We start from the raw sequence: 18,038 nt of genomic DNA, 5'->3' as shown, positions 1-18,038 counted from the left end.
TGTGGCCACCGCCGTGATTGTTGGCCGACAATCGAGGACACCTCCAAAATCTCGGGTGCCGACAGTAACTCGGTACCCCGATGGTCGAGCCTAATCGTCACTTGCCGCGGCGCGAGCGACGGGCCCGGAGGCGGCAGCCTGCGTAACCACGAAGGGCCCCGGGAGCGCCGCATCAGACAGAGCCGCGCGAGCGACGGGCCCGGAGGCGGCAGCCCGCGTAACCACGAAGGGCCCCGGGAGCGCCGCATAGTCTCAGTGCCGACCGTTCGATCCATCCCATTGGCCGTTATCGCCCTCGCCATTCGGGTTAGTGCGGCCAGGCTCGTCGTAGCCGGGATGGTCGCCGTACCCGCCACGCTGGTAGCCATCCTCCGGTCCGCCCTGCGGACCCCACGGCTGGTATCCGTGCTGCGGCTGCTGCCCGTCGACCCAACCGCCGGGCTGACCCTGCTGCTGCGGCTCGTCGCGCGGCGGCCAGCCGGGGGCCGACCAGCCCGCCGGTGCACCGTAGTCCGGCCGTGAACCATGCGTGCCTTGGCGCGGGTAGGCCGGCGCGGGCGCCGGCGGTGCGGGGTATCCGGGCGCGGGCGGCGTCGGATGGCCGTATTGCGGCGGCGCGCCGTAGCCACTCTCATGCGGCGGATAGCCGTTGGCGGGTTGCGGCTCGCGCTGTGTGGCGGCGGTCAACGGCTTCGCGACCGGCTCCGGCGGCCACGACTCGCCGCGTTCGGCGGCCAGCTCGCCCGGAGTCTTCACCGGCGGCTTGTCCGAGGGGACGCGGTGGCCGAAGTCGTTGAACGCGGTGATCCGCGGGCGCTTCTCCACCGACGCGAGGATCTGCTCCAAATCCTTGCGGTGCAAGGTCTCTCGCTCGAGCAGCGCGGTGGCCAACACGTCGAGCACATCGCGGTACTCGTTGAGAATGGCCCACGCCTCGGTGTGCGCGGCCTCGATCAGGTTGCGCACCTCCTCGTCGATGGCGCCCGCAACCTCGTGCGAGTAGTCCGAGCCCATGCCCATCGAGCGGCCGAGGAACGGGTCGCCCTGCTCTTGGCCGTAGCGCACCGCGCCGAGGCGGGAGCTCATGCCGTACTCGGTGACCATCGCACGCGAGATCTTGGTGGCCTGGTCGATATCGGAGGAGGCGCCGGTGGTCGGCTCGTGGAACACGAGTTCCTCGGCCGCGCGGCCACCCATCGCCATAACCAGGCGGGCGATCATCTCCGAGCGGGTCATCAGGCCCTTGTCGTCCTCGGGCACCGTCATGGCGTGGCCGCCGGTGCGGCCGCGGGCCAGGATGGTGACCTTGTAGACGGGCTCGATGTCCGGCATCGCCCAAGCGGCAAGAGTATGGCCGCCCTCGTGGTAGGCGGTGATCTTCTTCTCGTGCTCGCTGATGATCCGGCTCTTGCGGCGCGGGCCGCCGATCACGCGGTCCACCGATTCCTCGAGTTGCTCGCCGGTGATCACCGCGCCGTGCTCGCGGGCGGTGAGCAGGGCAGCCTCGTTGATCACGTTGGCCAGGTCGGCGCCGGACATGCCGACGGTGCGCTTGGCCAGACCGTCCAGGTCCGCGTCGGGCGAGATCGGCTTGCCCTGCGAGTGCACACGCAGGATGGCGCGGCGGCCCGCCAGGTCGGGGTTGCTGACCGGGATCTGCCGGTCGAACCGGCCGGGGCGCAGCAGCGCGGGGTCGAGGATGTCGGGGCGGTTGGTCGCGGCGATCAGGATGACGCCGGTGCGGTCACCGAAGCCGTCCATCTCGACGAGCAACTGGTTGAGGGTCTGCTCGCGCTCGTCGTGACCGCCGCCGAGCCCGGCGCCGCGCTGGCGGCCGACCGCGTCGATCTCATCGACGAAGATGATGCAGGGACTGTTCTGCTTGGCCTGCTCGAACAGGTCGCGCACGCGGGAGGCGCCGACACCGACGAACATCTCTACGAAGTCCGAGCCGGAGATGGTGAAGAACGGCACACCCGCCTCACCCGCGACGGCGCGAGCCAGCAGGGTTTTACCGGTACCCGGCGGCCCGTAGAGCAGGACGCCCTTGGGGATCTTGGCGCCGAGGGCCTGGTAGCGGACCGGGTTCTGCAGGAAGTCCTTGATCTCGTAGAGCTCTTCGACTGCCTCGTCCGCGCCGGCCACGTCGGCGAACGTGGTCTTGGGCATGTCCTTGGACAGCTGTTTGGCCTTGGACTTGCCGAAGCCCATCATGCCGCCGCGGCCGCCGCCCTGCATGCGGGCCATCACGAAGACGAACAGGCCGAGCAGGATCACCATCGGCAGCACGAACAGCAGGATCTGGGTGAACCAGCTCTCCTGCTTGACCACCGTGTTGTAGCTGGCGCCGGAGTTCTTCACGGCGTCGAAGACCTGCGCGGAGGTCTCGCTGCCGCCCGGATACTTCGCGATGATCTTGGCTTGACCACCGGTGGCGTCATTGCCGGTCTTCAGCTCGATGCGCAGCTGCTGCTCGCGATCGTCGATCTGAACGTTCTGAATGTTGCTCTTGTCGTTCAGCTGGCTGAGGGCAACCGATGTATCAACGCTCTTCCAGCCGCGCGTGTCGTTGCCGAAATAGCTGAACGCATAGATCACGAGCAAAATGCCCGAGACTATGGCCAGGGTGCGAAACACAGTCTTGCGGTTCATAGAGCGTCGGCCGGGGCGGCCAGTCCTTTCCGGTGTCTCCGGTGCTTGCGATGCGTCTGGGGCGTCCGGTTCCGCGGGGTTCGGATGCGGACATGCCACGTTACCGCGTACGGTCTAATCGATACATCGCACAGTTCGGCTGCAGGTGCAGTTAAAGAGGTAAACGGCCGGGGAACGACGGTGGTTCCCGATATCTCCGATCCGCTTACTCCAAGTGGCAACAATCATGGCATGTTCGGCCTATCGTGAGCGACGACACAACATTGCGGTGCGAGCGACGGGCACAGAGGCGGTAGCTCGCATAAACCACGAAGAGCCCCGGGAGCACCGCAAATACGACACGAGCGCAGGGGGTATGGACATAGTCGAGCTACGGACACCCACAGCGATAGTGCGTCATGGTCGCGGAAGGTTGATCGTTCTGCGGCCAGGGTCCGAAGGCGAGCGTGTACTCGACGTTCCGGTCTCGGACCTGCTCAAGGTCCGGCTGAACCGACGGGCGGACGACGCGGTCGTCATCGAGATCTACCTGCGTTACCCGACGCCCGTGCTCACCGGCGTGCCCGCGGACCGCACGCCACTACCGGTCCTGATCGCCGAGCACGACGTCCCCGCGGCCGCCGAGATCATCGACCGGATCAACACCCAGATCCTGGCCACCCAGCGCATCGACGTGGCGGCCCCCGATCTGCACCCGCCCGCCCCCACCTGGAGCAGGAACGGTCCCACCCGAGCGGACGTGGACCGGGCGACCTGCAGGATGACACCGCGCCGCGAGGCCAAGTCCGCGATAGCAGCTCTGCATCGTTACGTGACGCCAGACGAGTATGTACTGGAGACGGCCGTGGCCGTCGCACACTCGCCCGCGGGCAACGGCCCTGGCCTGCTCGCCGCAACGACGGAACGGCTGCTGTTCATCGCGATCGGCGACGACGCGCGCTTCGCCCATGAACTGCCCATTCCGGCGGTCATCTGGGCACGCACCACCGACGCGCCTCCCCTCGGACCAGGCGAGGTCGGCGCGACGCGCGGCGCAGCGGGCATGGATGTGCACGACGGCAACCTGACACTGCACTTCACGGGCACCGATCGCGCCGACACCGAGCGGGTCACCTGCGCGGTGAACTTCGCGGTGCGCCGCGATTCCGCCGATGGCGCCGGCGGTCCCGCGGATCCAGGTGTGGCCCAGCTGTATTCGGAGTGGGAGCTGCTCGTCGAGCGGCACTCCCTCGGCATGGTCGACGACGCGCAGTTCCAGCGCTACGGCCGCGGCATCCTGCGCTCACTCCCGGACGGGAACTGAGTTCAGCGCGACCCGCCGCCACGGGCTGGTCGGGCGCAGCCACAGCCGCAACAGTTCCTTGCGGCGGTCGACGCCGCCGTTCTTCAGCTCGGCCAGGTCCTCGCAGGCCTGCCAATAGGTCCACCCGGCCAGGTAGGCGTCGCCGAACTGACGCCAGTTGCGGTACTTGCTCTGCGCCAGCGGCAGCGCGCGCGCCAGATAGTCCCACGCCATGTCGGCCTCGATGTAGCCGGCGGTGTAGGCCATTCTGGCCACCGCGACCACCCTTGCCAGATCCCAGGCGTGGATGTCACTGGGCAGCGGCCTGGCCAGATGATCCGTAAAACCGATCTTGATCGCCTGCGACCAGATGTCGTAGTCGCGGACAAGCGCCTCGGGATTGTCCATCCCGCGGAACGCGCCGACCTGCCGTAGGAACGCCCGGTGCCGGTCGGCGCGCTCGCCGAAACGGTCACGCTCGCTGGCGTTGATCGAGGCCGTCACGAGCGGATGGACCAGCGCGTAGAGCGGGGCGTGCATACCGTCCAGCAACTGCTCCATCGAGGCCTGAGCCTCCGTTCCGTCGGTGATGCCCCATGCGCCGGTGAGTGTGTCGATGGCCAGCTCGCGCCGGTCGCCGAGCGGATGCTCGCGCTCCGGTCCGAGCAGCAGCGCGTCGTGGAAGGCGTCCCACCGGGCCGAGTAGAAGGCACCGAGGGCCAGCGCCCGCAGTTCGTCGTCGGAGACCGTGGCTCCGGACCAATGGTCCTCCTCCCGCTCGTCGAGTTCCGCGTACGGGAAGGTCGTCAAGGTGGGTACACCGCGCGAAGGCATGCCCTGATTGTTCCTTATCCAGCTTGGCGAAAACTGAGTATTCACGGATGGCTCCGTGCCGTCCGTCTCCCGCGCGGCGCCGACGGGGCGAACCGAATCTCACATCAGCAAATTCTTTGCGCTGCCGCATGTCGTGCTCGGGAGCTAGTGTTCTCGCATGTGTAGAAACATCACCGTCCTGCGTGGCCTGGAACCTGCCGCAACCGACCAGGAAATCTATGCCGCCGCACTGCAGTATGTGCGCAAGGTCGGTGGCGTGTCCGGCCTGAGTTCGACCACCAAACCGGCCGTCGACAAGGCGGTCGCGGCCATCGCGGCGGCGACCACCGCCCTGCTCGCGGAACTGCCCGATCGCCGGGTCGCGCCGACCACCGAACCACCGCTGCGCCGCATCGCCGCGCGCGAACCCGCCGCCGGAGAGTAGCCGAACCGACCGGTTCAGGGCAGCGCGTCGGTGCCGTAGGCGGCGACGCAGGCCAACGCGACCTCCAGCGGCAGACTGCGCTCTTCGATCGGATATCCCAGCACTTCCTCGATCCGCTGAACCCGGTAGCGGACCGTGTTCTTGTGCACGCCGAGCAGTTTCGCCGTGGCCTCCGGGCTGCGGTGACTACGCAGATACGCGTGCAACGTTTCGCGCAGACGCGCGGCGTTCGTGTCCCGGACCGCCAGCGCGCCCAGCTCGCGCCCGATCAGCCCCACCATGGCCGTGTCGTCCACGCCGGCCAGATAGGCAATCTCCACCTCGCGATACCCGGTGACCCGCCGCTCGCCCGCGGGCCCACGCTCCGCGACCTGCCGCGCGGCGACCGCCTCGCGATGGCCACGCCGGAAGCCGGCGATCCCACCGGCTGGCACCCCGAACGCGACCCGTACCGGGGCATCGACGTGGGCCGACGCCAGCCGCCGCAACGCGCCGGACGTCGCGAGTTCGGCGCTGCGGCCCACGTCGTCCAGACCCGCCCACGCCCACATGCCGCTGGCGCCCGACGGAACCGTGAGCACACGCCCGCTGCCGACCGCCGACGCCAGTTTCGCCGCGACCCGGTCCAGCAGCCCGGTCGCCTCTTGGTCGGCGCCGGTCTGCTCGTCGGTCCACAGCACGAAGGCGAGGTGCTGCAGGGACAACCGATATCCCAGCCGCACCGAGGCCTGCTCGATGTCCACGTCGTCGCCCGCGAGCAGCGCGCGGACGGTTTCGGCGCGACGGTTGAGCGCGGCGCGTAGGACGCGCTCGCGCTCCTCCATGTAAGTGTCGGTGAGCAATTCGACCGAGGCGTTCATCCACTTGGTCACGCGCTCGAACAACCTCAGCAGCACCACGCGCTCGATCTCGTGCGGCGCCTGCCGTTGCTCCACCACCTCGGTCAGATAGTCGAGCACCGCTTCCATGCCCACGTGATAGACCCGCAGCAGCAGCCGCAGCTCGAATCCGCGCCGGGCCACGCTACGCGCGAACGTGTGCGCCTCTTCCGGCAGAAGGAAATCGAAGGCGTCACTGGTCAGGCCACTGAGCACGATCCTGGCGTGTGCCCGCGTGCTGGCCGCGAGGTCGCGGCGCATATCGCGGTCGGCGAGTTCGGGGATGCGCGCGATGATCACGTTGTCCAGTCGGGTGACGATCTGTTCGAGCGTCTCGGTCCGCATCGTCTCGTAGACGTAGTCGGCCAACCAGTCGCGCACGTCGTCGCGGGCGGGCCCGGCCTGCCCGGTGCGCGTCGCTTCGCTGAACGGGGGTGCGACATCTGGAGAGGGGGGCACCGTCATCGTCACCTCCTTCGGCCCCGGCGGGGCCACGGTTCTCAGCGCTGTTTTGTTTCTCTGAGACAAACCAGACCGCTTTCATTGACAAATCAGGCCAAGAAAGTCTGTTCGGATTGTGCCACGATCATAGTTCAGTGATCTGATTCACAGCAGTGACCGCGCAACGTCAGTGGGAGAACAGCAGTGGCCAACACCGAACCAGCGTCCGGCGCCACCAAGAAGGCACCGGCACGCAAGACGACCGCGAAGAACGACGGTCCTCCCGTCATCGAGGTGCGCAATCCCGGCACCGGTGAGGTCGTCGGCGCGGTGCCCGACGAGACCGCCGACGCGGTCGCGGCCAAGGTCCGAGAACTGCGGCTGTACCAGCTGGAGTGGGAGGCGATCGGCCCCGACGGCCGCAAGGCCTGGCTGCTGAAGTTTCAGGACTGGCTGATCGACAACACCGACAACCTGGCCACGGTGCTGCAGTCGGAGACAGCGAAGCCGCGCGTCGACGCCCTGATCGACCCGGGCTTCGCGACCGACGTGATCGGCTACTACGCGCGCCGCGCGGCCAAGTTCCTCGCCGACGACCATCCGTCGCCACACAGTCCGCTGGCCAGGGTCAAGAGGCTGACCACGGTCTACCGGCCCTACCCGGTGGTAGGCGTCATCACACCGTGGAACTTCCCGCTGGCCATGCCGGTGATGGACGTATTCCCCGCGCTCGCCGCGGGCGCCGCCGTCATCCTCAAGCCGTCCGAGGTGACGCCGCTGTCCGCGCTGGAATTGGCAAGAGGTTGGGCCGAAATCGGCGCTCCGCCGGTGTTCGCAGTGGTCACCGGCAGCGGCGCGACCGGAGCCGCCGTGGTCGGCAATGCCGACTACATCCAGTTCACCGGTTCCACCGCGACCGGCCGTAAGATCGCCGCCGCCTGCGCGGAGCGGATGGTCCCCTACAGTCTCGAGCTCGGCGGCAAGGACCCGGCCATCGTGCTCGCCGACGCCGACCTGGACCGGGCCGCGCACGGCATCGCGTTCGGCGGCATGTTCAACTCCGGCCAGGTCTGCATCTCGGTGGAGCGGGTGTATGTCGAAGCGCCGGTGTACGACGAGTTCGTCGCCAAGCTCACCGCCGACGTCGAGGCGCTGCGCCAAGGCCTCGACGGCCGCGGCGCCGAATACGACATCGGCGCCCTGGCCAACGAGAACCAGGTGACCATCGTGCAGCGCCACGTCGACGAGGCCGTCGCGGCGGGTGCGAAGGTGCTGACCGGCGGCAAGCGGGCCGGATTCGGGACCGCGTTCGAGCCGACCGTGCTCGTCGACGTCGACCACACCATGTCGTGCGTCACCGAGGAGACCTTCGGCCCGACACTGCCGGTGATGCGGGTGGCCGACGAGGCGGAGGCGATCCGGCTGGCCAACGACTCGATCTACGGTCTGTCGGCCTCGGTGTGGACCGGCGACAAAGAGCGCGGTGAGCGAATCGCGCGGCAGCTGAACGCGGGCGCGGTCAACATCAACGACGTCTTCGCCAACCTGTTCAGCTACGCGCTGCCGATGGGCGGTTGGGGTCTCTCCGGCGTCGGCGCCCGCTGGGGCGGCGCGAACGGCGTTCGCAAGTACTGCCGTCAGCAGGCGATCACCAGGCCGATCCTGCCGACCCAGCAGAAGGAACTGTTCTGGTACCCGTACTCGATGCCGAAGCTCCTGTTCGCACTCGGCGCCATGCGCGCCGCGGGCGCGCGCGGACTGCGCCGCCTCGACCTCCCCGCCGTCTTGAAACTGCGAGCCACGGGCGCAGCGCCATCGGCCATGACGAAGCCGAGCGGAAGCGAGGCGAAGCCGTGACCGGCTCGGCAAGAATCCGCGGCAAGGTCGTCGTCATCACTGGCGGCGCCCGCGGCATCGGGCTGGCCACCGCGACCGCGCTGCAGGCACTCGGCGCGCGGACCGCGATCGGCGACATCGACGAGACCACCGTCAAGGAGTCGGGCACGGCGCGCGGCTTCGAGCTGTACGGCAAGCTCGACGTCACCGACCCGACGTCGTTCGAGAGCTTTCTCGACGAGGTGGAGCGCACCCTCGGCCCGATCGACGTCTTGATCAACAACGCGGGCATCATGCCGACCGGGAAGCTGGTCGACGAGCCGGATCAGATCACCCGCCGGATCTTGGACATCAACGTCTACGGTGTGATCCTGGGCTCCAAGCTCGGCCTCGCCCGAATGCTGCCGCGCGGCAGCGGGCACATCATCAACATCGCGTCGCTGGCGGGCGAGACGCACATTCCCGGCCTGGCCACGTACAACGCCAGCAAGCACGCGGTGCTCGGATTCACCGACACGCTGCGCGAGGAGTACCGGGGCTCCGGTGTGCACTTCTCCTCCGTGCTGCCCACGCTGACCAACACCGAGCTCGGTTCCGGCGTCACCTCGCCAGGTCCGCTGCGGGCGGCCGAGCCGGAGGAGATCGCCGACGCCGTCGTCGAGCTGATCATCGCGCCTAAGTCCAAGGTCAGGGTGACCGCGCTCGCGGGATTCATCGCCCAGGTGGTCGGTCTACTGCCGGAGGCCCTCGGCGACCGCATCGGCAGGGCGCTCGGCTCCGGCCACGCGTTCCTCGATGACGTAGATGCCGACAAGCGCAAGGCGTACGAGGAGCGGGCCCGCAGCGTGTGATCGGCGTCTGGAGCCGCGGTCGGGACTGTCCCGACCGCGGTGACGCGTGCGTCCGGGCCTGAGCGGTCCGATCAGCGTCACCATTGATGTGACTAAAATCACATAAGCTTTGCCTTACATTACACGGGGGATCTCCAGCCGGTCGCCGGCAAACGACGAGGCGGCTACAGCCGGCCATCGACCATCCGGATACATCGCCATTTCAGCTGGTCAAGCGCCCAATTATGAAATGGCAGGCAAAGGATCTGGCGACATGCCGCACATTCGCCAACTTCATGGTGCGGAGGACCACGTCAGCCAATATGCTGTCTCTAACAAACCCGCCGACTGTTTTGGCGCCAGTATCCGAACTTTCCGGCCTGATATGGCTGGAAATTCAGGACCGATTCTGATAGCAAGGGGCTATGGACCCGCATTTGCGCGACCTGCGGTATTTCGTCGCCGTCGCTGAGGAACTGCACTTCACCAACGCCGCTCAACGGCTGCACATCGCTCAGCCCACCCTGTCGCGTCAGATCCGTCAATTGGAACGCCAACTCGACGTGGTGCTGTTCGACCGCAACCAGCGAAGTGTCGCGCTGACCGTCGCGGGTAAAGAGCTGCTCGAAGGCGCCCGCAAGATCCTGGAGCTGTGGGAGGTCACGAACGTCTCCCTGCAGGAAGCCGGCGAGGTGCTGCGCGTCGGCATCCAGTCCGCGCTCGGCCGCGGCCTGCTCAACGACCTGGAGAGCGCGAGCGGACACCGCCTCGCGCTGCACGCGGCGTCGTGGACCGACCCGTCCAGCGGACTTGCGGGTCGGCAGGCCGACTTGGCACTGGTCTGGCTGCCGCTGCCGGACCACAACCGCTACCGCTGGCAGGTGCTGCGCACCGAGCCGCGCTGGGTGCTGCTCCCGGAGAACCACCCGCTGGCCGGTTCGGAGACCATCGAGTTCGCCGATTTGCTCGACGAGCCGTTCGTCGCGCTGCCCACCGAAGCCGGTGCGGTACGCGATTTCTGGCTGGGCAACGACGGGCGGGGCGGCCGCCAGCCGAAGATCGGCGCGGAGGCCGCGACGCCCGAGGACAAGCTGGAGGCGGTGAGCCTCGGCTTGGGCGTCTGCCTGCTTGCCGAGAACAACGTACCGATGTACCGCTGGCCCGGCCTGACCGCGCGCCCGGTGTCCGGGCTCGCACCGTGCGAGCTCGCCGTAGCGTGGCGGGCCGACGACAGCCGACCCACCATCCTCGAATTCGCCGGGCGAGCCGTCGACGGTGGGTTCGCCACACAGCGGCCGACGGTCAGCGTCTGAGCCGGCTCATGGCGCGATGCGCTTCCATGGCTTGCTGATCTCCAGCTGCGCGGATAGTCGCAACAGGGTGGATTCGCTGCCCGGCGGACCGGAGAGCTGTGCGGCCACGGGAGTGCCCGCACGTCGTTGCATGCCCATCGGCACGGAGGCGGCGGGCCAGCCGACCAGATTCCACAGCGGGATGAATGGCGAGAACCGCGCGCAGGAGGGCTGACGGCAGGTGTGCCGGGCCCGCACTTTGGGCGGCGGGGCGGTGAGCGCGGGCGTGATCACCACGTCGTAGTGGTCGAAGAATTCCAGCAATCGCGCCTCCACCCGGTCGATCTGGGCCGGACGCACCAGCCGCTGCACGAACCGGCCGAGGGCGAGGTGGCGGCGGGTGCGCCACGACAGGCGACCGTCATCCGGTACCGCGGTGGCGGACAGCCAGCGCAGAAAGACCGAGAACAAAGCGTTGTCGTAGGGCAACGCGGTCGGCTCGACGACATGGCCCGCTGCCTCGGCGACCGATCCCGCCCTGCGGGCGGCCGCCGTCCAGTGCCGATCGATGCGGAAGAGGCGGGCCGATGGATTCAGGGCCAATCCGATGCGTAGTCGACCGGGTGGATCCACCTCGGCAAGGTCCGGTCGCGCCGCCATGACCGATAGCGCGAGCGCCGCGTCACCGACCGTCGTCGCGAGCACACCGTTTTCGACCATGCCCGACCAGGCGTCGGCGCCGATCACGACGGGCACGGTGCAGCGTCCCGGCTTGATCCCGAACACTCCACAGCAGGCCGCGGCCACGCGCACCGAGCCGAGCCCGTCGCTGCCGTACGCCACCGGAACCAGTCCCGCTGCGACCGCCGCACCGGATGCGCCGCCCGCGCAGCGCGCGCTGTTCCACGGGTTGCGCGGGCTATCGATCGTGCCCCACAGGCCGAGTTCGGGTGCCGACACGACCACCGCGCCCGCGGCACGCAACCGGCGCACCACCGGATGCTCGGCGGTGCCCGCCTCGCCTTCGATCGGGATGCGGTGCTCGATCGCGACCGGAACACCGGCCAGTGGTAGTACGTCGAGGTCGACCCGCTGCTCCAGCGCCGCCGCCTCCGCCATCGCCCGCTCCGTGTGAGCGACGTTCACCGCGTTCGCCTTCCGATCCACCGCGATCCGCGCGGCAGCCTCCGCCACCACCCTGGTGGGCAGGAGCGAGCCGTCCCGCACACCAGCCGCGATCACCGCGGCCGGGCCGCGCGGTGGGTCGGGCTCGGTCTCCCGGCCTCGATCGCACCGATCGTCGGCAGCGGTCGACGCCTCGTCGTCGGCCACCTCGTCGACGGCCTTCACATTCCGGACTACCGTTGTTGTTACGGCCGTTTTCGTCGAAATCGAGCCGTCCGCCACCACCGCGGCCTCGTCACACATGTGCTGGTCGTCCCCCGTCGCATCGTTGTCGAAATCGGGTGATCCGCTCTTGAGCCGCAAGTTATCATTTCGAATACGGCGCGGGGGACGATGGCGGCGGGTGTGGCGGATTTTCTCCGGTACAGCCAACGACCGACGAGTGCGGATTCTGCGGCGTCCGCCGAGCCTTAGGTCTGAGCATGAGTGTCAACTCTGAGAGAAGTTCCGATACCGACACGGGTTCGAATACCGGTGCTGGTTATAGCGGCCTGCCGCGTCCGGAACCGAGCGCGGTGGAAGCCTTCGCCGCGGCCTGGGAATCCACCTCCCGCCCACCTGAGATCGCCCAGTACCTGCCCGATGCGAGCACCCTGCGCAGGGAGGCGTTGCTCGAGCTGATCCGCGTCGACCTACGGCATCGCTGGCTGCGCCGTCCCGCGACAGACACGGGCCCGTCACCCGAACCGGTCCCGCGCAAACGCCTCGCCGATTACTGCGCCGAATTCGCGGATCTCGTCTCCGACAGCATCCCGGCCGGTCTGGTGTACGAGGAGTTCGTCATCCGCCGGCACAGCGGGGAACGGGTGGATCCGCGCGAATGCCTGCGCGAATATCCACATCAGGCGGCGGAACTTCGCGCCTTGTTGAACGCCGACGACGTGGACCAGAGCACCCGCCGCGCGGTACCGGAAGATTCCACGCGAAGCGCTCTCGCACCCACCCGATCCGCCGACGCCGACACCGAATTGAACCAAACCACCGCGTTCGCCCGTAGTTCTGAAGTGATCAGAACGACCGCCGCCGATCTCATGGAAACAGCCACCGCCGTCCCCACCACGATCGGAACCGGGCCGGGCCATTACGATGCGCTCGACCGGATCGAAATCGGCCAGCGGATCGATGATTTCGATCTGCTGACCGGTTTGGGCAGCGGCGCGTTCGCGCGGGTCTTCCTTGCGCGGCAGCGCTCGCTCCAGCGGCTGGTCGCGGTGAAGATTTCCGCCGACCACGGCACCGAACCACAGACCTTGGCCCAGCTCGACCACGACTACATCGTGCGGGTCTTCGACCAGCGGGTGCTCGGCGACGCCAGGGTCGCGACGCGCAGGCTGCGGCTGCTCTATATGCAGTTCCTGCCCGGCGGCACGCTGCTGGGCGCGCTGCGCTGGGTGCGCGCCATCCCGCCCGCCGAACGCAGTGGGCAGCTGCTGCTGGACGCCGTCGACGCGGCTATGGAGGAGAAGGGCGAGATCCGGCCGACCGACTCCAGCGTGCGCGCCGAAATCGCCGCGCTCAGCTGGCCGGAGACGGTCGCCTGGCTGGGGCGCCGACTGGCCGAGGCACTCGACTACGCCTCCTCGCACGGCGTACTGCATCGCGACGTCAAACCAGCCAACGTCCTGCTCACCGCCGAGGCGGTGCCGAAACTGGCCGACTTCAACATCAGCTTCAGCCGCAACGTGGAGGGCACCAGCCCGGTCGCCTATTTCGGCGGCTCGCTGGCCTACATGTCACCGGAACAGCTGGAGGCCTGTCATCCCAGCTGCGACCGCGGCGCCGCCGACCTGGACACCCGCGCCGACATCTACTCGCTCGGCGTTGTGCTGTGGGAGCTGCTCACCGGGGCCAAGCCATTCGACGACAGCACCGCGGACGCGGGCCCGCACGGCGACGACACCATCTTGACGGCCATGCTGGAGCGCCGCAGCACCGGTGTGGATGCCGCCGCATTGGAACTGGTTCCGCCGAACTGCCCGGCCGCGCTGCGCCGGGTGCTGCTGACCTGCCTCGCGCCCGATCGGACCATGCGCTGGTCCAGCGGTGCGATCCTGGCCAGGCAGCTGGAGATGTGCCAGGACGAGCGCGCACGTGAGCTGGTCGACCCGGCGCCGACGAGCTGGCGGCGACGGCTTCGGCCGTATTTCGTGCTGGTGGCGCTGTTGTCGGTGGGACTTCCGAATGTGCTTGCCTCGCTGTACAACATCGCGCACAATCAGAACCTGATCATCAGCCGGATGACCGAGGATGCCCAGCACACCTTCCTCATCATCACCAGCGTCGTGAACACGATCTTCTTTCCGACCGGCGTCGCCCTCGTGTTGTACATGTCCAGGTACGTGGTGACGGTGCCGCGGGGGTTGCGCAAGGGAAGACGGTATGCCCCGGACACCCTGCGGCGAGCCAGACGGGACGCACTGTTGATGGGCGATCGTGCTGTCGCCGTGGCGTTCTCACTGTGGGTGCTGGCGGGCATCATCTTCCCGATCGCTCTGAAGCTGTCAACCGGCGACATATCGGCGCAGGCCATGGTGCACTTCCTGGCCTCGCTGGTGGTGTGCGGCGCGATCGCGGTCGCGTATCCGTTCTTCCTACTGACCTTCTACATGGTGCGGTGCATCTATCCGCTGTTCCTCCGGCATGGCGACATCAGTCCCGAGGACGCGGTGTGGCTGCGTGGCCTGGATCGGCGCTGCAACGGGTACCTTGCCGTCGCCGCGTCCGTGCCGCTACTCGCCGTGGCCGGAGTGACCTTCCTGCCCGCCACCGACATTCCGTCGGTGATCTTTCCGGTACGGCTGCTGTGCGTGGGCGGCATAATCGCGTTCGTGGGCTCGTACCTGCTGTTCCGTGCGCTGGAGGCGGATCTGCGCGCGCTGGAGCGGGTCGTCGACCCCCGATCCGCTGAAGCGGACGCTTCCATCGGCCGACCGGCCCGCACCGGAGCGGACGAGGCGGAGCCCGGCACGTGACCACTTGGCGCGCCGACGGCATCGCACGGTTCGCCGCCGAGTGGCGGCGCAGTCTCCGTGGTGATCGTATGCCGCCGCAGATCCCGGATTATGTGCCCGACGGCACGCAGGTGCGCCTCACCCTGCTCACCGATCTGCTGCGGATCGATCTGCGTCGACGCTGGGAGCGGAAAGGGCTGGGTAAGAGAATCGCCGAGTACCGCAAGGAATTTCCGGAGGTGGAGCACAGCCCCGAGCTCGTGGACCTGGTCTGCGAGGAATTCCTGGCCCGCCGCAGGCACGCGCGGCTGGCGCTGGCGGACTTCGTCGCCGAGTACCCGGAGCTGGCCGAGGAGATCCGCGAACGCCTCGCCGACTTCGCCGACGAGCCTGCCGACATCGGCACCCGGGAGTCGAGCGAAGCTGTCGCGGCACTGGCCGACCTCGCGCCTGGGCGGCGAATCGACGATTTCGACCTGCTCACGGATCTGGGTGGCGGCCCGCTCGGCCGCGTGTTTCTCGCCAGGCAACGTTCCATGCAGCGCCTTGTCGCCGTCCGGTTTTCGGCGGGACGGGCGGGCGTGCCGCACACGATGGCACAGCTGGACCACGCGCACATCGTCCGAGTCTTCGACCAGCGGGTGCTCAGCGCGGACGCCGTGCACACTCTGATCGTTCCGCGTTCGCCCACCCGCGGCGATCGCACCGTCGCCGCCCCGAGAACACGCGCCATCGACGCTGACCCGACCATCGCCGAGGCTCGAGACGACCTCGACGCCACGGTCGCCGATGCACAAGACCTCGACGCGACCCTCGCGGAGTCGCGAGATCTCGACACCCCCACCGGTGACGCGACCGTCGCCGAACAGCCCGGTGCCGACGACGCGACCGTCATCAGCGAACCTGACGCACGAGACGGCGCGACAGTCCCCGGCCACCACCGCGACGCTCCTGCGCGGTCTGCCGAATCCCGCGGCGGCACCACTGCCGCCGACGGCACCCCCGTGGACCGATCGACAGACAACGCGACGCTCGCCGGGACGCCGGGACGCCGGGACGCCGACTTCCCGGACTCGAGGCGCGACTCGGCATCGCCACACCCGGCTACCGCCCTGGATACTCGCGCAGCCGATGACACTCCGGGCGCCGCACTCCCCCGCCTGGTCTACATGCAATACCTGCCCGGCGGCACCGCCCTGGGCGTACTCGATCAGCGCCGTCGCGGCCCGGTGGCCGATGGCGGTGCGCTGCTGTTGCGCGCTATCGACGCCGCCATGGAGTCCAAGGGCGAGATCCGGCCGTCGGATTCGAGCGTTCGTGCCGAGATCGCGGAGCTGAGCTGGCCCGAGACCGTGGCATGGGTGGGCAGGCGGCTCGCGGACGCGCTGGACTACGCCGAGCATCACGGCGTGCTGCACCATGACATCAAGCCCGAGAACGTCCTGTTCACCGCGGACGGCATCCCGAAGCTCGCGGATTTCGCCATCCGCGAGGCGGATCCGCGTATGGCCGCTCCGAATCTCGCTGCGATCGGAACGGGTTCGCTGCCCTACCGCTCCCCTGAACAGTTGGCCGGATACCTCGATCCCGGGGCGCCCGCGCCCGGCAACAGCAGTGACATCTTCTCCCTCGGCGTGCTGCTGTGGGAAATGCTCACCGGCGCCAACCCGTTCGACGACCCGCCTCCCGCCGAGCGCGGCACCTCCGCCGAGACATTCGCGGGCATGCTCGCGGTGCGCCGGGGCGGAGTGTCGGCGATGGCGCTATCGCGTCTGCCCGAAGACACACCGGCCGCGCTGCGTCGTGTTCTGCTCGAATGCCTGCATGTCGACCCGAAGCGCCGGTGGCGCAACGGCGCCGAACTTGCCGGCCAACTCGATCTCTGCCTCGATGCCCGCGCACGTGACCTGGTCGACCCCCCGCCGAGCAGCTTCGCTTACCGGTCCCGCGGCCTGCTCCTCCCGTTGGCCGCGCTGTGTATCGGCGTGCCCAACGTGCTGGCGAGCCTCTACAACATCAAGCTCAACCAAACCCTGATCATCGACCGGATGTCGGCCGCCGACCAGGACACGTTCGCCACCGTCGTCTTGATCAACAACGTGATCGCCTTCCCGGTGGCCGCGCTGCTGCTGCTGTTCCTCACTCGGGGCCCCCTCACCATCGGTTTCCGTCTGAACCGAGGCCACGAGTTCTCCGGCCGAACGCTCGCGAAGGCACGTCGCGACACCCTGCTGATGGGCGACTGGGCGGTCTGGGTGCCGTTCGGGTTCTGGCTTCTGGCGGGCCTACTTTGGCCACTCGGTCTGGCGTTGTCCGGTGTCGACCTGCCGCGCGGGACATTTCTGCATTTCTTCGCCGCGCAAGTGGTCTGTGCGGCCATCGCGCTCGCCTACCCGTTCTTCCCGATCACGGTCTACGCGGTGCGTTCGATATATCCACAGCTGTTGGTGCGCGGCGGGGTCGGCCCCGACGACGAACGCCAGCTGCGCGCCCTCGCCAAGCGCGGAAACTTCTATCTCGGTGTCGCGGCGTCGGTTCCACTGATCGGTGTGGCGAGCGCGACCTTCGTGGACGCCGCCGACCAGGGGTTGGTGATCGTTCCGGTGCGCCTGCTCAGCGTCGGTGGCATCCTGGCGTTCGTGCTCACCTACCGGTTGTTCCGCGTACTAGAGGCCGATCTCCTCGCCCTGGCCAGGGCGATTCCGCAGCGAAAGCGATGACCTCGTCGCGCCCGCTCGGGCGGATGGTGAATCTCTCGCACGTGCACGATCCGGCCACCACGCCGCTGTACCCGGACGATCCGGAATTCCGCACCGACCTCGTGGCCACGATCGCGAACGACGGCTATAACCTGCGCTACATCCAGCAGGGCGAGCACACCGGAACCCATTGGGGCGCACCGATCCACTTCTGCGCCGACGGGCTCGCCGCGGACGAACTGGAGTTGGACGACCTGTTGCTACCCGCGGTGAAGATCGACGTCCGTGGGCAGTGCGCGAGCGATCGCGACTACGCGATCACGGTCGCCGACCTGCGGCAGTGGGAGGAACGACACGGCCGGATTCCCGATGGCGCCGCGGTCATCGCCTGGACCGGCTGGGACGCCAAATGGGGCACCCCGGAGTTTCTCGGCACCGGCGAATCCGCGGCGCATCAGCCGGGTTTCGCGGTACACACGGTGGAATGGCTGCTGCGCACCGGCAGGCTCGGACGCCGTGGCGCACTCGGCATCGACACGTTCGGGCCCGACGTGGGCACCGACGACACCTACGCGGTGTCGAAGCTGCTGTACGGCGAACACCGGATCAGCCTGGAGTGCCTGGCCAACCTCGTCGCCCTGCCGGCGACGGGCGCATGGGTCCTCGCGGGCGGACCGCTATACCGCGGCGGTTCCGGTTCTCCCGCAACGATTATCGGCATACTGCCCGGATAG

At 68.2% G+C, this 18,038-nt stretch carries 12 protein-coding genes; 8 read left to right on the top strand and 4 right to left on the bottom strand.

The features are described from left to right. Positions 1-252 precede the first annotated feature (252 nt). Positions 253-2,652 carry an ATP-dependent zinc metalloprotease FtsH gene (gene ftsH, locus OHB12_RS26930; protein WP_327111867.1) on the bottom strand — a complete coding sequence of 800 codons (2,400 nt, stop codon included), beginning with the start codon at positions 2,650-2,652 and terminating at the stop codon, positions 253-255. Between the two features lie 412 nt (positions 2,653-3,064). Here ftsH and OHB12_RS26925 point away from each other — a divergent pair, with 412 nt between their 5' ends. Next, positions 3,065-3,955: a hypothetical protein gene (locus tag OHB12_RS26925; RefSeq protein WP_327111865.1), complete on the top strand. Its 891-nt coding sequence runs from the start codon at positions 3,065-3,067 to the stop codon at positions 3,953-3,955. On the opposite strand, the gene OHB12_RS26920 is transcribed toward OHB12_RS26925, so the two are convergent. Beyond that, positions 3,935-4,768, bottom strand: a complete 834-nt coding sequence (locus tag OHB12_RS26920; RefSeq protein ID WP_327111863.1) for a DUF1266 domain-containing protein — start codon at positions 4,766-4,768, stop codon at positions 3,935-3,937. The two genes, OHB12_RS26925 and OHB12_RS26920, sit on opposite strands and share 21 nt — an antisense overlap. Positions 4,769-4,925: 157 nt before the next feature. On the opposite strand from OHB12_RS26920, the gene OHB12_RS26915 reads away from it, so the two are divergent. After that, positions 4,926-5,192, top strand: a complete 267-nt coding sequence (locus OHB12_RS26915) for a DUF2277 domain-containing protein (RefSeq protein WP_327111861.1) — start codon at positions 4,926-4,928, stop codon at positions 5,190-5,192. Between the two features lie 14 nt (positions 5,193-5,206). On the opposite strand, the gene OHB12_RS26910 is transcribed toward OHB12_RS26915, so the two are convergent. Beyond that, positions 5,207-6,535, bottom strand: coding sequence for a PucR family transcriptional regulator (locus OHB12_RS26910; RefSeq protein ID WP_327111859.1), 1,329 nt, complete (start codon positions 6,533-6,535; stop codon positions 5,207-5,209). A 180-nt stretch (positions 6,536-6,715) separates the two neighbouring features. Here OHB12_RS26910 and OHB12_RS26905 point away from each other — a divergent pair, with 180 nt between their 5' ends. The 3 genes from OHB12_RS26905 to OHB12_RS26895 all read left to right on the top strand — a co-directional run bounded on the left by OHB12_RS26905 (position 6,716) and on the right by OHB12_RS26895 (position 10,490). Beyond that, positions 6,716-8,368: an aldehyde dehydrogenase family protein gene (locus OHB12_RS26905; protein ID WP_442799855.1), complete on the top strand. Its 1,653-nt coding sequence runs from the start codon at positions 6,716-6,718 to the stop codon at positions 8,366-8,368. Continuing rightward, positions 8,365-9,198, top strand: a complete 834-nt coding sequence (locus tag OHB12_RS26900; protein WP_327111857.1) for an SDR family oxidoreductase — start codon at positions 8,365-8,367, stop codon at positions 9,196-9,198. Before OHB12_RS26905 ends, OHB12_RS26900 begins: the two co-directional genes overlap by 4 nt. Before the next feature lie 404 nt (positions 9,199-9,602). Continuing rightward, entirely contained in the window at positions 9,603-10,490 is an 888-nt protein-coding gene (locus OHB12_RS26895; RefSeq protein WP_327111855.1) for a LysR family transcriptional regulator, read from the top strand. A 6-nt stretch (positions 10,491-10,496) separates the two neighbouring features. Here the strand turns inward: OHB12_RS26895 and OHB12_RS26890 are convergent, their stop codons facing one another. Beyond that, positions 10,497-11,897, bottom strand: a complete 1,401-nt coding sequence (locus OHB12_RS26890) for an amidase (protein ID WP_327111853.1) — start codon at positions 11,895-11,897, stop codon at positions 10,497-10,499. Positions 11,898-12,076: 179 nt separating this feature from the next. On the opposite strand from OHB12_RS26890, the gene OHB12_RS26885 reads away from it, so the two are divergent. The 3 genes from OHB12_RS26885 to OHB12_RS26875 are packed head-to-tail and all read left to right on the top strand — an operon-like array spanning position 12,077 to position 18,038. Next, positions 12,077-14,626 (top strand): serine/threonine-protein kinase, encoded by a 2,550-nt coding sequence (locus OHB12_RS26885; RefSeq protein ID WP_327111851.1) that lies wholly within the window; start codon positions 12,077-12,079, stop codon positions 14,624-14,626. Then, positions 14,623-17,325 (top strand): serine/threonine-protein kinase, encoded by a 2,703-nt coding sequence (locus OHB12_RS26880; protein ID WP_327111849.1) that lies wholly within the window; start codon positions 14,623-14,625, stop codon positions 17,323-17,325. Before OHB12_RS26885 ends, OHB12_RS26880 begins: the two co-directional genes overlap by 4 nt. Beyond that, on the top strand, positions 17,322-18,038 hold the full coding sequence (locus OHB12_RS26875) for a cyclase family protein (protein ID WP_327111847.1): 717 nt from the start codon (positions 17,322-17,324) through the stop codon (positions 18,036-18,038). The genes OHB12_RS26880 and OHB12_RS26875 overlap by 4 nt, the downstream gene beginning before the upstream one ends.

It is taken from the genome of Nocardia sp. NBC_01730 (assembly GCF_035920445.1).
Taxonomy (GTDB): Bacteria; Actinomycetota; Actinomycetes; order Mycobacteriales; family Mycobacteriaceae; genus Nocardia.
This window is presented reverse-complemented; position numbering and strand designations above follow the sequence as displayed.